The organism is Actinomadura vinacea (assembly GCF_039532545.1).
Lineage (GTDB): Bacteria > Actinomycetota > Actinomycetes > Streptosporangiales > Streptosporangiaceae > Spirillospora > Spirillospora vinacea.
Genome location: NZ_BAAARW010000020.1, coordinates 546153 through 558179 on the forward strand (window position 1 = coordinate 546153; position 12027 = coordinate 558179).

14 protein-coding genes are annotated in these 12027 nt (G+C 70.0%); 10 read left to right on the plus strand and 4 right to left on the minus strand.

Annotated features, from left to right (window positions below):
• Window positions 1–9 precede the first annotated feature (9 nt).
• Window positions 10–573, minus strand: coding sequence for a hypothetical protein (locus ABD340_RS26905; RefSeq protein WP_344592575.1), 564 nt, complete (start codon window positions 571–573; stop codon window positions 10–12).
• A gap of 411 nt (window positions 574–984) precedes the next feature.
• On the opposite strand from ABD340_RS26905, the gene ABD340_RS26910 reads away from it, so the two are divergent.
• The 4 genes from ABD340_RS26910 (at window position 985) to ABD340_RS26925 (ending at window position 4514) form a co-directional block, all read left to right on the plus strand.
• Complete coding sequence (locus tag ABD340_RS26910) at window positions 985–1620, plus strand: ATP-binding protein (RefSeq protein WP_344592576.1); 636 nt, start codon at window positions 985–987, stop codon at window positions 1618–1620.
• Window positions 1617–2417, plus strand: coding sequence for an SAM-dependent methyltransferase (locus ABD340_RS26915; RefSeq protein ID WP_344592578.1), 801 nt, complete (start codon window positions 1617–1619; stop codon window positions 2415–2417). The genes ABD340_RS26910 and ABD340_RS26915 overlap by 4 nt, the downstream gene beginning before the upstream one ends.
• 212 nt (window positions 2418–2629) lie before the next feature.
• Window positions 2630–3676, plus strand: coding sequence for a hypothetical protein (locus tag ABD340_RS26920; protein ID WP_344592579.1), 1047 nt, complete (start codon window positions 2630–2632; stop codon window positions 3674–3676).
• 73 nt (window positions 3677–3749) lie between these two features.
• Entirely contained in the window at window positions 3750–4514 is a 765-nt protein-coding gene (locus ABD340_RS26925; protein WP_344592581.1) for a class I SAM-dependent methyltransferase, read from the plus strand.
• Window positions 4515–4762: 248 nt separating this feature from the next.
• Here the strand turns inward: ABD340_RS26925 and ABD340_RS26930 are convergent, their stop codons facing one another.
• Window positions 4763–4999 (minus strand): hypothetical protein, encoded by a 237-nt coding sequence (locus tag ABD340_RS26930; protein WP_344592582.1) that lies wholly within the window; start codon window positions 4997–4999, stop codon window positions 4763–4765.
• A 179-nt stretch (window positions 5000–5178) separates the two neighbouring features.
• Between ABD340_RS26930 and ABD340_RS26935 the strand changes: the two genes are divergently transcribed.
• The gene (locus ABD340_RS26935) at window positions 5179–5742 is read left to right on the plus strand and encodes a helix-turn-helix domain-containing protein (RefSeq protein ID WP_344592583.1); all 564 of its coding nucleotides are present in this window, start codon (window positions 5179–5181) and stop codon (window positions 5740–5742) included.
• Window positions 5743–6020: 278 nt separating this feature from the next.
• Here ABD340_RS26935 and ABD340_RS26940 read toward each other — a convergent pair whose 3' ends face one another.
• Window positions 6021–7559 (minus strand): FAD-binding oxidoreductase, encoded by a 1539-nt coding sequence (locus ABD340_RS26940; protein WP_344592584.1) that lies wholly within the window; start codon window positions 7557–7559, stop codon window positions 6021–6023.
• Window positions 7560–7708: 149 nt separating this feature from the next.
• Here ABD340_RS26940 and ABD340_RS26945 point away from each other — a divergent pair, with 149 nt between their 5' ends.
• From ABD340_RS26945 to ABD340_RS26965, 5 genes are all read left to right on the plus strand, one after another.
• Window positions 7709–8101, plus strand: coding sequence for a nuclear transport factor 2 family protein (locus tag ABD340_RS26945; RefSeq protein ID WP_344592586.1), 393 nt, complete (start codon window positions 7709–7711; stop codon window positions 8099–8101).
• 150 nt (window positions 8102–8251) lie between these two features.
• Window positions 8252–9016, plus strand: a complete 765-nt coding sequence (locus tag ABD340_RS26950) for a peptidoglycan recognition protein family protein (protein ID WP_344592587.1) — start codon at window positions 8252–8254, stop codon at window positions 9014–9016.
• 131 nt (window positions 9017–9147) lie between these two features.
• Window positions 9148–9600 (plus strand): hypothetical protein, encoded by a 453-nt coding sequence (locus ABD340_RS26955; RefSeq protein WP_344592589.1) that lies wholly within the window; start codon window positions 9148–9150, stop codon window positions 9598–9600.
• A 179-nt stretch (window positions 9601–9779) separates the two neighbouring features.
• The gene (locus ABD340_RS26960; RefSeq protein WP_344592591.1) at window positions 9780–10640 is read left to right on the plus strand and encodes a glycerophosphodiester phosphodiesterase; all 861 of its coding nucleotides are present in this window, start codon (window positions 9780–9782) and stop codon (window positions 10638–10640) included.
• 366 nt (window positions 10641–11006) lie between these two features.
• On the plus strand, window positions 11007–11300 hold the full coding sequence (locus ABD340_RS26965) for a VOC family protein (RefSeq protein ID WP_344592592.1): 294 nt from the start codon (window positions 11007–11009) through the stop codon (window positions 11298–11300).
• A 66-nt stretch (window positions 11301–11366) separates the two neighbouring features.
• Here the strand turns inward: ABD340_RS26965 and ABD340_RS26970 are convergent, their stop codons facing one another.
• Window positions 11367–11930 carry a dihydrofolate reductase family protein gene (locus tag ABD340_RS26970; protein ID WP_344592593.1) on the minus strand — a complete coding sequence of 188 codons (564 nt, stop codon included), beginning with the start codon at window positions 11928–11930 and terminating at the stop codon, window positions 11367–11369.
• Window positions 11931–12027 lie beyond the last annotated feature (97 nt).

Below are 12027 nucleotides of genomic sequence, written 5' to 3' on the forward strand. Positions count from 1 at the left end.
TCAACACGTCTAGACGGCCATGACCGTCTGGAGGAGGCCCCATACGAAGTGGGCCACGTACCTGCCGTCGTCCGCGGTGGAGAAGGTCACGTGCCATCGGCTCGGCGCGTCACCCGCCTGGTGCCGGAGGGGGCGGTCACCGCCGAAGCGCCGGTCCAGGTCGCCGACGACGCATGACCACGGCGCCAGGTCGTCCACGGTCGGCAGTTCGGGGACGGGCGAGTCCGCGGCCCGGACCAGCCACTCCTGCACGATCATGTCGTCGGGGGCGGTCAGGGTCTCGTAACGCAGGTCCGGCCACAGCGTCAGCGGCCACCGCTCGACCAGGCACTCGACCGAGCCGAACCGCCGTTCCTCGGCTTCGGCCGGCGGCCCGAGCACCGCGCCGAGCCGTTGCCGTCCGGACGGGAACGCCCGCGACCGCACCATGCGCTGCCAGCGGGCGTTCACCTCGCGCATCTCGGTGCGCGAGGAGTCCAGTGCGCGGACGGCCTCCATCACCAGGTCGGGCTGGAAGTCGGCCATCCTGCGCAGCAGGACGAGCTGGAACTCCCGCCGTGCGAAGCCCTTCATCCCCCATGCCTACACCGCCGCACCGACACTTGGGGAGTTCTGTCCATCTGGTGCGGGCCCGTTCCAGGGCCCAGAGGGCGAAGCTCGCGGTGGCCGGCGTGCCGCCGAGGTCCGGGACGCCCCCGCCCGCGTGGAGCATCTGGTCTGGGGCCGCATCCGGCCATCCCCGGCCGTCACCGCTTTCATCACCGCTCTCGGCGTCCCGGAGACCGCGCTGGACTGACTTTTCCCAGCGTGCCGCAAGGGGTTTGCATGCGTGCAAGCGTCGGTGACGCCGCCCCCGCTTGCCGTCAGAGTGTGCTGTGCGGCGGGCCTCCCGTCGCGCTCGCAGCAGCCCGCCACTTCGACTCCCCTTGGCACACGCGAATGTTCGGTTACAGCCCAACACGGATACGTGGAACCGCCGGAGCCATGGACGCACTCGACGCTTGGACCGGATCGCCGGCCTTCGTCTCAGGCCCGTTCGTCGAGCCCTCGCTGGAACTCGGCACGCCCGCCGACTGGAGCGCGGGCCCGTCCGCCGAGGGCCTGCTCGGCGAGATCGACATCGCCTCCACCCCGGCCGCCGTCCGGCTCGCCCGCTCCTACGTGCGGGAGCTGGCCGGCGACTTCTTCGGCGCGCGCACCGCGGCGCTGGACGATCTCGAACTGCTGGCCAGCGAGGCCGTGACGAACGCCGTGCTGCACGCGGCGCCGCTGCGCGACGGCACGGTCCTGGTGGCCGCCCTGCACGCCGACCGGCGGGTGCGGGTCGAGGTCACCGACGGCGGGCCGCGCCCCGACCGGCCCGGCCCGACCGGCGACCCGCTCGCCCCGCGCGGGCGGGGCATGCGGCTGATCGAGGCGCTGGCGCTCGAACACGGCCGGCAGCACAACCCCGACGGCACCGCCACGTTCTGGTTCGAGATGGCGGTCGACGACGACCGGCCCGGCTACGGGGGCCTCGGGCCGGAGCACGGCCCGCCGCCCGGTGCGGGCGGCGGGCCCGGGGCGCGGTTCGCGGATCCGGCCGGAGAACGGTGGTTCGACGGCCTGGAGGCGCCGTGACCCCGGTATCGGTACTGGGCACGGGGACCGCTCCCCTCCTCGTCGAGGACCGGGGGGCGGAGGCCGTTCCGGCGCCCAGCGCCGCCCGGATGTACGACTACTACCTCGGCGGCAAGGACAACTACGCCCCGGACCGCGAGCTGGCCGACCGGGTGCTGGCCACGGCGCCGTTCCTGCCGCGGCTGGTGCGCGCCAACCGGGCGTTCCTCCGCCACGCCGCCCGTTTCCTCGCCGAACGGGCCGGGATGCGGCAGTTCCTCGACATCGGCTGCGGGCTGCCCGCGCCGGAGAACCTGGACGACATCGTCCGCCGGGTCGATCCGTCCTGCCGGGTGGCCTACGCCGACAACGACCCGCTGGTGCTCAGCCACGCCCGCGCGCTGCTGGCGGTGGACGGCAACACCGACGCCTTCGAGGCGGACCTGCGCGATCCGGCGGCGCTGCTCGCGCATCCGGCGCTGCGGCGCCTGATCGACTTCGACGAGCCGGTGGCGGTGCTGCTGATGAGCGTGCTGCACTTCGTCACCGACGCCGAGAACCCCTGGGCGATCATGGACGGGCTGCTGGCGGGCCTGCCGCCGGGCAGCCATGTGGTGATCTCCCACTCGGTCCGGACCCCCGAGCAGGACGCGGTGGCCGCCCTCTACCGGGAGGCCGACGTCCCGTTCACCCCCAGGGCCCCGGAGGCGATCGCCGAGCTGTACCGGGACCTGGAACCGGTCCCGTGCGCGGTGCACCCTCCGGGCATGGGCGCCCAGGTGCCCCTCGCCTGCTTCGTCGGCCGCACGTCCCGATGAGCGCGGCCGAGACGACCGGTATGTTCCGCCCGGCCGCCCGGGCCGCGGCGGGGACGCCCGCGTCGGGCCGGTTCCGGACGCCGGCGGCCGCGAGCACGACCGCTTCCACCGCGGCCGCGCTCGACCGCCGAGGATCGCGCCAGCGGACGTTGCCGCACCCGTTCGCCTCGCTACGATCGACTCGCCAGCATGTGCCACTCCTAGGGCGAGTCATGACCGCGGACAACGAGCCGAAGTCGCTTTCCGAGATCACCAGTGACCTCGGCCTGAACATGTCCGACGTGGCGATGTTCTCCGGTCTGGACGAGAGCACGGTGTCCCGGCTCTGGGACAATTCCGCGTGGCTCGACCGCATCAGCGGCCGCTCGCTGCAGAGCCTCATTTCCTCGATACCGGGAATCGCCGAGTACTCCATGGCGCATTCCCTGCGGCGGCGCCGGGACGCCCTGGTCGGCGATCTGCACGACGAGGGGCTCGCGGTCAACCTGCGGGCGCTGCGGGAATCCACCGTCCCCCAGCAGCATCTCCTGAACGCGCTCGAAGCCGCGTTGCACATCGTGCGCGGGAACGCCACCCAGCGGGTGTCGTCCTATATCGCCCGGTTCTGGGGGCGGGATCAGGACCGCGCGCTGGAGGCGCTCTATTCGCTGGATTCCGAACAGGGCCTCCTCGACAATCCCAACCGGCTTTTCGAGTCGTCGGTCGAGCTGGCTCCCCGGCTGAACCGCAAGACCTACTCCTTCCATTCGATCCTCGCGCTGAACATCCTGACGCACCAGGTCAGCAAGGTGACGGGGGCGCTCAGCACGGAACTCGAACCACCGGTCCCCGGACGGCAGAGCGCCTTCATGATGCGCGGCGTGGTGATGGGCTCGCTCATCGGCTCCAACGATCTGGACCTGGCCGAACGCTACCGTCGCGAACTCGAACGGACGCCGGTTTACGCGGCGCTGGAGGAATGGTCGTTCCCCACCTACACGCGGGACGGGCGGATCAGTTCCGATTTCACGCTGCCGAACTCCCTGCTGCTGCGCAACACCGCGCGCGAGGTGCTCCGCGAGATCGAGAGCTACAACGACGCCTACCTGTATTACCTGGTCTCGACCTACATCCCGCTGGCGTTGCAGCGCGACGCGACGTTCGGCGGGCGGCTGGGCGATCTGGCGCGCGCGCTGGAAAAGCGCGGCGCCGGAGTCGGAGACAAGAGGATCCGGGACGCCTGCGGGGCCCTGGTGAAACAGATCAGGGGCATGGCCTGAGCCATGACCTGACTTTCGTGGAACACGCGGTATGGCGCGCCCTGATGGCGGCGCGCGAAGGATTGGGGGGCCGGTGGACGAGGCAACGCGGACGGTCGCGGAGCTGACACGGGAGAGATGGGAGGCCAACACCGATTACTGGGTGAAGATCATCCGGGAGGGCCGTGACCGGTACCGCACCGAGCTCACCGACCGGGCCGTGCTGGACGCGATCGGCCCGTGCGCCGGGCTGCGCGTCCTGGACGCGGGCTGCGGCGAGGGCTACCTGTCCCGGACGCTGGCGTCGATGGGCGCCGAGGTCGTCGGGATCGACGCCTGCCAGGGCCTGATCGACGCGGCCCGGAGCCATCCGGCCGGGCCGGGCGGCCCGGTGTCGTTCCACCGGGCCGGCGTCGACGCGCTGCCGGTCGAGGACGCGTCCTTCGACCTGGTCGTCTGCAACCACCTGTTCAGCCACCTGCAGGACCCGGCGGACGCGGTCGGCGAGTTCGCCCGGGTGCTGAAGAGCGGCGGGCGGCTGGTCGTGCTGACCCTGCACCCGTGCTTCTACACCGCCGACGCCGAACAGGGCGCGAGCACCAGCGTGCCCGCCTCGCGGTATTTCAGCCGGCGCGGCATCGACCAGCGCTTCCTGGTGGACGGGCTGGAGTCGCCGTCGGAGATCACCTCCTGGCTCCGTCCGCTCGAGTACTACTCTGGAACGCTCCGAGACGCCGGCTTCGTGATCGCGGACCTGCGCGAGCCGCATCCGTCCGAGGAGCAGCTGCGCGCCGACCCCTGGTGGCGGCAGGGCTTCCCGACCGCCCTGTTCATGCTCCTGATCGCCGAACGCCGCTGACCCCGCCCGGGGTATGCGCCCGCGGGACGGGCGCATACCCCGGCCGCGTATCAGCACAGCGTCGCCTCAAGGAAGGCGAACGGCGACGGGCTCGGCACGATGCGGTCGCTGCGACCGGCGCGGAGGGGTGGCGGCGAAGGCGGCCGCATGGTCGGCGGGCCGCCGCCGGGCATAGATCCGGGCCCCCTCGGACGGCGTTGTCGCGAGAGGGCCCGGACGGGGCGGCCGTCAGCGGCCGCCGTCGATCATCACCGGCTCTTCCTCATGTTCTTCGGGGCCGCCGGCCGGTGCGCGGAGTCCTTGGCGTTCCGGTCGCCGCGCGCGGGGTCCTGGTTCTCCCGGGTCGCGGTGGTCCGGCGCCCCGCGGCCTCGGCCCCCTCGGCGCCCGCCGCGCCGGCGTCCTGCGCCTGCCACCGCATCTTGTCACCGGGCGACGGCGCCCCGTTGCGACGCGCCTTCTTGCCGCCCCCGCTCGACTTGGCCATCCCACGTTCCTTTCTGCGCGGTTCGGGACCTTTCACAAGGTCATCGACATTGATCACGATCCCCGCAGAACGCGCCCCTAAGGCAACGAGACCACCAAGGTTCCCGCCGTACTGGACAACCCGCCCGAACATCACGAACGATTGCAGAGATTTCTTTGCAAAGGGCTAGACTCCCACCCATGGAACCTGTGGAACCTGCCGTCACGGCCGATCCCGAACACCTCAAGGCGCTGAGCCATCCCCTTCGGCGCCGGATCCTGCGGCACCTCCGCGGCCATGGCACCGCGACGTCCACCACCATCGCCGAGGCGCTCGGCGAGAACACCGGCACGACCAGCTACCACCTGCGGCAACTGGAGAAATACGGGTTCATCGAGGAGATCCCGGAACGCTCGGCGGGCCGCGAGCGCTGGTGGCGCCCCACCCGGGGCCCGCGCGACGTCCGGATGCCCGCGCCCGAGGCGCTGGCCCCCGAAGACCGTCCGGCCCTCGCCGAGGTCCTGCGCCTCGGGCACGCCGAGGACATGGCCTTGTTCAGCCGGCTCCCCGAGGCGTACGAGCGGGACCCCGACTGGGCGCGGCTCTCCCGCGGCTTCACCCACATGACGCGCGAAGGGCTGGCGGAGTTCTTCGAGGGCTACATCCGCCTACTGCGAGAGCACGGACTCGCCCCGGAAGAAGCCCCGCCGGACGCCCGTCCCGTCTACATCCGCCTTTTCACGCTTACGGCGGACGAGGACTGACCGGCGCCCGGAGCGGAGCGCTAGCGGAGCGGAGGGCGACGGTCAGTCTGCTCTTGCCGGGGAGTCTGAGGGGTCGCCCCCTCAGGAAGAAGCTGACCGGCGCCCGGAGCGGAGCGCTAGCGGAGCGGAGGGCGACGGTCAGTCTGCTCTTGCCGGGGAGTCTGAGGGGTCGCCCCCTCAGGAAGAAGCTGACCGGCGCCCGGAGCGGAGGGCGACGGTCAGTCGCCCTTGCCGGGGAGTGTGAGGGGTCGCCCCCTCAGGAAGAAGCTGACCGGCCCTCACTTCAGCTTGATGGATTGGCGGTGCCGGAAGATGTCATGGGGGTCCCAGCGCCGCTTGACCTCTTGCAGCTTGGTGTAGGCGTCCTTGTAGTAGAGCGTCCAGTACGGCTGGTCGGAGCCGTTCCATTCGGGGTCGTTCAGGTCGGCGTCGGGATAGCAGATGTAGCAGCCGTCGGTCTGGTCGCCGATGATGGGGACGCCGTGGGTCTTGGCGAACGTGGCCTTGTAGATGTCGCGGATCCAGGCGATGTGGTCCTTCTCTTGGGGGTCCTGGCTCGTCCAGTAGACCTGGTACTGCAATTTGAGGATCGAGTCGCGCTGCGGCGCCGCGGTCTCGCGCGGCGGACGGTTGATGGCGCTGCCGTACGAGTCGACCTGGATCAGGGCCTGTTTGTTCTCGTAATCCTTGTACTTCTCCTTGCCGAGGTAGGCCCACATCGCGTCGATCTGGTCTTTGGTGAAAGGCTTGCGGAGGTAGGCCGACTTGTACTTGCCGCAGCGGTTCTCGCCGCTGCCGTTCAGTGCCTGCGTGGCCGTCAGCCAGGGCATCACGCGTGGGATCGCCATGTGGGTGAGGGGCTGGTGCTCGCCCATCGGCGCCGTCATGGCCCTGGCCTCGATACCGATCCCGCCTTTGACGGTGTTCAGGAAGTCCTGCATGACCTCGGCCGCATCGGAGTCGTCGGCGTCGACCTGGGCCAGCAGACCGATCTGGCCGTTGCTGACATGGTTGAGTTTGAGCATCGCGAAGAGCTTGCCCGCAGACGTGTCCGGGTCCTGATGCTGCTGGAAGTACTCGCCGTAGGCGGTGACCAGATCGGTGAACGCCTTCTTGTCGACGTCGGACCAGTCCCAGGCGAGACCCGTCAGGAGCACCTGCTTGGGAGGCTTGGGCATGAACCGGAACCAGAACTTGGTGACGACCCCGAAATTGCCTCCCCCGCCGCCCGTGTGGGCCCAGAGAAGGTCGCGCAGCTCCTTCTCATCGGAATCGCGCTTGGCGAGGACGAGTTTCACCGTCCGGTCTTCCTGGACGACCGCCACCTCGACGGCGTACAGGTAGTCGACGGTCAACCCGAACTGCCGCGACAGAAGCCCGAAGCCGCCCCCCGGGATATGTCCGCCCAGGCCCACCGAATAGCACGAACCGCCCGGCAGCGCCCTGCCGCTGAGCGGATAGAGATGGCTGTAGGTGTGCCAGTTTGTGGCACCGGCCTCGACGCAGTACGCCTTCACCTCGGTGTCATAGGAGATCCCGCACATCGGGCTGATGTCGAGGATGACCCGCACGTCGTCTCCGCAGACGAAGTCCTCGTAGCAGTGGCCGCCGGATCTGACCGTGATCCGTCTGAGGTCGTCCGCCGGGTGATCGGCCAGCGCCTCGGTGAGCGCCGCGCAGACCTCCTCGCCGCTCCGCACCAGCCGGACGTAGTCGGGCTTGGCGATCCACCGCTGGTTGAAGCCGCGGCTGAGCGCCGGATAGCGCTTGTCGCCGGGCCTGATGGTCGTGGTGATATGCGCGTGTGGGTCGTTCATGCGACTACATCTGCCCGACGATCACCAAAGGTAAGCGATCAGTCGCGAAGGGTTAACGCGAAGGTAAGGTGATCAAGGTCCCTGGACAACCCCCCGGCACCCTACTAACGTGCACACCTATTCAATAATTTGACTAGGAGGCCAGCAAGATGCATCCGTTCCGCCAGGCCATCGAGAAAGGCGATCTGGAGTCGGTGTTCGCACTGCTGGCCGAGGACGTGACCTTCGTCAGCCCGGTGGCGTTCGCGCCGTACACCGGGCGCCCCCTGGTCACAGAGATCCTGCGCGGCGCCTCCCAGGTCTTCGAGGACCTGCGCTACGTCAAGGAGCTCGCCGATCCCGAGGGCCGCGACCACGCCCTGGTCTTCCAGGCCCGAATCGGCGACCGCGAGATCAACGGCTGCGACTTCGTGCACCACGACGACAACGGACTGATCGACGAGCTCCGCGTCATGGTCCGCCCGCTCTCGGCCGCCAACGCGCTCGCCGAGGCGATGGGCGCCCAGTTCGAGCGGATCGCCCGGGAGACCGGCCTGGTCTGACGGGGACACGGGCAGGATCCGCCAAAACCCAGTCCATTCATAAACCAGAAACCCCAAAGATCCCCCGAACATCTACTGATCGACACGCTTCTCGATTACGGTGCGCCTCAAGATCAACTGATCGACGCATCTCACGAGGAGCACCCGCTCATGTTCGGAGACAGCCCGCTCGACCGCCGCACGCTGCTCAGAGGCGCCGCCGCCGTCACCGGGGGCTCGCTGCTCGGCGTGACGGCGACCGCCCTTCCCGCATCGGCCCTGGCCGCGCCCCGCGTGTACACCCGGGCCGAATGGAACGCCCGGCCGCCCAAGTCCACGGCGGTCGTCCTCGACCGAGCCCCGGACCGCATCATCGTCCACCACACCGCGTCCGCGAACCAGACCGACTACTCGCTGGACGCCGCGTTCGCGCTGTCGCGCTCGATCCAGAACTTCCACATGGACAGCAACGGCTGGGACGACACCGGGCAGCAGCTCACGATCAGCCGCGGCGGCCACCTGATGGAGGGCCGCAACCGCAGCCTCGAGGCCATCGCGGCCGGCGACCACGTCATGGGCGCGCAGACCTCCGGCCAGAACGACCACACGATCGGCATCGAGAACGAGGGCCTCTACATGACCGAGGGGCCCACGGTCGCCCTGTGGGACAGGCTCGTCGAGACGTGCGCGTGGTTGTGCGACAACTACAGCCTCGACCCCGTCGTGGCGATCGTCGGCCACCGCGACTACGTCGCCACCGCCTGCCCGGGAGACGTCCTGTACGCCAGGCTGCCCGAACTGCGCGACGCGGTCGGAGCCAAGCTCGGCAAGGCCCCGGCCCGCCGCAGCAAGGCCCGCCCGACCCCGTCCCCCTACCCCGGTCCCCGCCACACGTTCGACCACGGCCCGGCCCGAGCCCCCGGCGAGCTCCGCTAGCTGTGTTAGGCGCACGGCGTAACCACCTGTTCGCACCCGGTCGCGGTTGTTAGGCTCCGAGCCGTTTGACGCCTGCTTGCGGACCGGGAGTGAGATCCGTGGACGATGTCGAGCCGCCTGACGATCGGCCAGTGGTCCTGGGTCATTCCGGCGGGCCTCAGCGGCCGATGTCGCGGTTCCTCATGGTGGCCGCCGCCTTCGGGCTGGTGGTCGCGGTGGCCGGAGGCTCGGGCGTCACCGGGACAGGGGCGACCGGAGCCCTGGCCCTCTCGATGGTCGCCGCGGGCGGGTCGCTGGTCCTCGCGTCGGGGGCCTTCGCGGCGCTCGTCCGGCGCGGTGACCGCCCCGCCACGCTGTCACCGGACGGCATTCGCGTACCGACGTTCCTGGGCGTCCGCGAGATCGCCTGGGCGGATGTGGAGCGCTGTGAGATCCGCGAAGCCGACGGCGGGCGGCGCGGGCTGCTCGCGGCGTGGTCGTCGAGCGAGCCGGATGGTCAACCGGTGTGGCTCGGGGACGCCCGCAATGCCTCGATCCCGGAGCCCGACCTCATGGCGACGGCGCGGCGCTGGATGGCCGGGTGACATCGGCACGGGCCGGTAGGTGAACGTCCACGGCCATCGACCTGCGAGGCCGATCGGCTGACGTCCAAGGCGTCATGCGGGATTGGGCCTGGCGTCACCACCCGTTCGCACCCACAGGCCAGTGTCGGTGATCGCTCGGACGGCTGATCAGGGCCGTCCGCTACCGAGAGGGACCCCCCATGTCTCGCACCGCGCGCGCTTTCGGCGCCGTGCTCGCCACGCTCGTACCGTTGGTCGCACTCGCGCCGGCCACCCCCGCCGTCGCCGCTCCCCGTCCGGCGGTCGAGAACATCGCCCACCGCGGCTCGTCCGGCGCCGCTCCGGAGAACACCGTCGCCGCCATCCGGCTGGCCATCGCGCACCGGTCCGACGTCGTCGAGAACGACATCCAGCGCACCAAGGACGGTGAGCTGGTGATCATGCACGACACCACGCTCGCCCGGACCACCGACGTCGAGCAGCTCTTCCCCACCCGCGCTCCCTGGAACGTCGGCGACTTCACCCTTGCCGAGATCAAGCGGCTCGACGCGGGTTCGTGGTTCGCTCCCAAGTACGCGGGCGAACGAGTGCCCACGCTCGCCGAGTGGGTCAACGCCGTCGGGGAGCAGGCCGGCATGCTGCTGGAGCCGAAGGCGCCAGAGCTCTACCCGGGCATCGAGACCGACCTCGACAAGGAGCTGCGGTCGCTGCCGGCGTTCAACCGCGCCCTCAAGGCCGACCGCGTCGTCGTCCAGTCCTTCAACCACGCGTGGCTGCGCACCTACAAGGACCTCGCTCCCGACGTCCCGGTCGGGCTGCTGTACGGCAGCAAGCCGACCGAGGCCGACATCGCCGGCGCGGCGAAGTGGGCGCAGCAGGTCAACCCGGCCCTGGGCGCGATCGACGAGGCGACCGTCAAGCAGGTCCACGCTCAGCGCATGGAGATCCACGTGTGGACCGTGAACGGCGGGGCGGACATGCGCCGGGCGATCGACTGGCAGGTCGACGGCATCATCACCAACTACCCGCAGGTGCTGCACGACATCCTCCAGCGCGGCTGAGCCGCCGTCCGGCGGCGATCACCCCGGAGACCACCGTGCCGCCGTGCGACCCGACCGCACGCGGCACGGTGGCATTCGTTCAGCTTGCACGGCGGGCCCTCGGCTTCACATCCAGTGACCAGGAGCCGCCTTCATCGAGCAGGACGCGGATCCAGCCCGGCCCGGCAAGCCGCATGCTGGTCCGGCCGTCCCCAAGACCGTGGCCCATGGCCTCGGCGACGGCCCGTTCTCCGGTCCCCGCCGGCGGTTGGACGGGGGGGGGAAGCACCGAACCCGCCCCGATCCGTAGCGTGGCGTTCCGACCTCAACGCACACGCCACTGCCCTGGCGTCCAACCGAGGCGTCAGCGGCTACCCGGGAGATCCCATGCACACCACATTGACAGTGCTCTACACGCACCGGCTGGAGGACTGCCGCGAGTTCTACCAGCGGCTCGGCCTGGACCTGCGCCCCGAGCGTCACGGCTCCGGACCGCACCACTACGCCGCCGTCCTCAAGGACGACGCGGTGTTCGAGCTGTACCCAGCCGGCTCGCGTGAACCGACGGGACGGCTCCGCCTGGGATTCTCCGTCGACCGATCCTCGGCGTTCCCGCCGGGACGCCACATCCTGCACGATCCCGACGACCGGACCGTCGAACTGACCGTCAAGGGACAATGAGGTTCTCTCAGCGAAATGATCTCTGTTGGGAAAACCTCACCGGCCGGCCCGCGGCGGACGAGCCGGCTAGCGTGCCACGCGGTAGCGGAGGTAGACGACCTTTGAGCTGAAGGTGCGGGTCTCCACGAGTTCGAGATCCACCCGGCGCTCGCGCTGGGGGAAGAACGGAATGCCACCGCCGACCAGCACCGGGAGGACCCTGGCCCGGTACTCGTCGATCAGGCCCAGCGCGGCGGCCTCGGCGGCGAGAGTCGCGCCGCCGATCGCGATGTCGCCCTCCCCCGGCTCGGCCCGCAACCGCTCGATCTCCTCCGCCAGGCCGCCGGAGGCCAGGCGGGCATTGCCCTGCACCGCCGACAGCGTGGTGGAGAACACCACCTTCGGGAGCGCCTTCCAGAGCGCGGCCCACTCGAGCCTTGAGTCGTCGAGCGATGGATCCTGGTCGGCGGTCTCCCAGTACAGCATCGTCTCGTACAGCCGTCGTCCCAGCAGGTGGACGCCGACCTCTCGTATCTCGTCGATCCAGGAGCGAAAGACCTCCTCGTCGGGCGCCGTCCAGTTGAACTCGCCGTCCGGCCCGACGATGTAGCCGTCGAGTGAGACGTTCATCGAATAGGTCACGCTGCGCATCAGAGGTCCTCCTCGGTAACGGGTTCGACAGTATGACCGCCGGACGCCGCAGGACTCATCGCGGCTCGCGGGATCCCCTGGGCCGAATCACCTCGTT

Bases quoted from the DNA above. Each gene is read 5' to 3' on its own strand.
- ABD340_RS26960 (WP_344592591.1), top strand. From the start codon at position 9,780: ATGTCTCGCACCGCGCGCGCTTTCGGCGCCGTGCTCGCCACGCTCGTA.
- ABD340_RS26905 (WP_344592575.1), bottom strand. From the start codon at position 573: ATGAAGGGCTTCGCACGGCGGGAGTTCCAGCTCGTCCTGCTGCGCAGG.
- ABD340_RS26930 (WP_344592582.1), bottom strand. From the start codon at position 4,999: ATGGCCAAGTCGAGCGGGGGCGGCAAGAAGGCGCGTCGCAACGGGGCG.
- ABD340_RS26940 (WP_344592584.1), bottom strand. From the start codon at position 7,559: ATGAACGACCCACACGCGCATATCACCACGACCATCAGGCCCGGCGAC.
- ABD340_RS26920 (WP_344592579.1), top strand. From the start codon at position 2,630: ATGACCGCGGACAACGAGCCGAAGTCGCTTTCCGAGATCACCAGTGAC.
- ABD340_RS26950 (WP_344592587.1), top strand. From the start codon at position 8,252: ATGTTCGGAGACAGCCCGCTCGACCGCCGCACGCTGCTCAGAGGCGCC.
- ABD340_RS26965 (WP_344592592.1), top strand. From the start codon at position 11,007: ATGCACACCACATTGACAGTGCTCTACACGCACCGGCTGGAGGACTGC.
- ABD340_RS26970 (WP_344592593.1), bottom strand. From the start codon at position 11,930: ATGCGCAGCGTGACCTATTCGATGAACGTCTCACTCGACGGCTACATC.
- ABD340_RS26945 (WP_344592586.1), top strand. From the start codon at position 7,709: ATGCATCCGTTCCGCCAGGCCATCGAGAAAGGCGATCTGGAGTCGGTG.
- ABD340_RS26935 (WP_344592583.1), top strand. From the start codon at position 5,179: ATGGAACCTGTGGAACCTGCCGTCACGGCCGATCCCGAACACCTCAAG.
- ABD340_RS26910 (WP_344592576.1), top strand. From the start codon at position 985: ATGGACGCACTCGACGCTTGGACCGGATCGCCGGCCTTCGTCTCAGGC.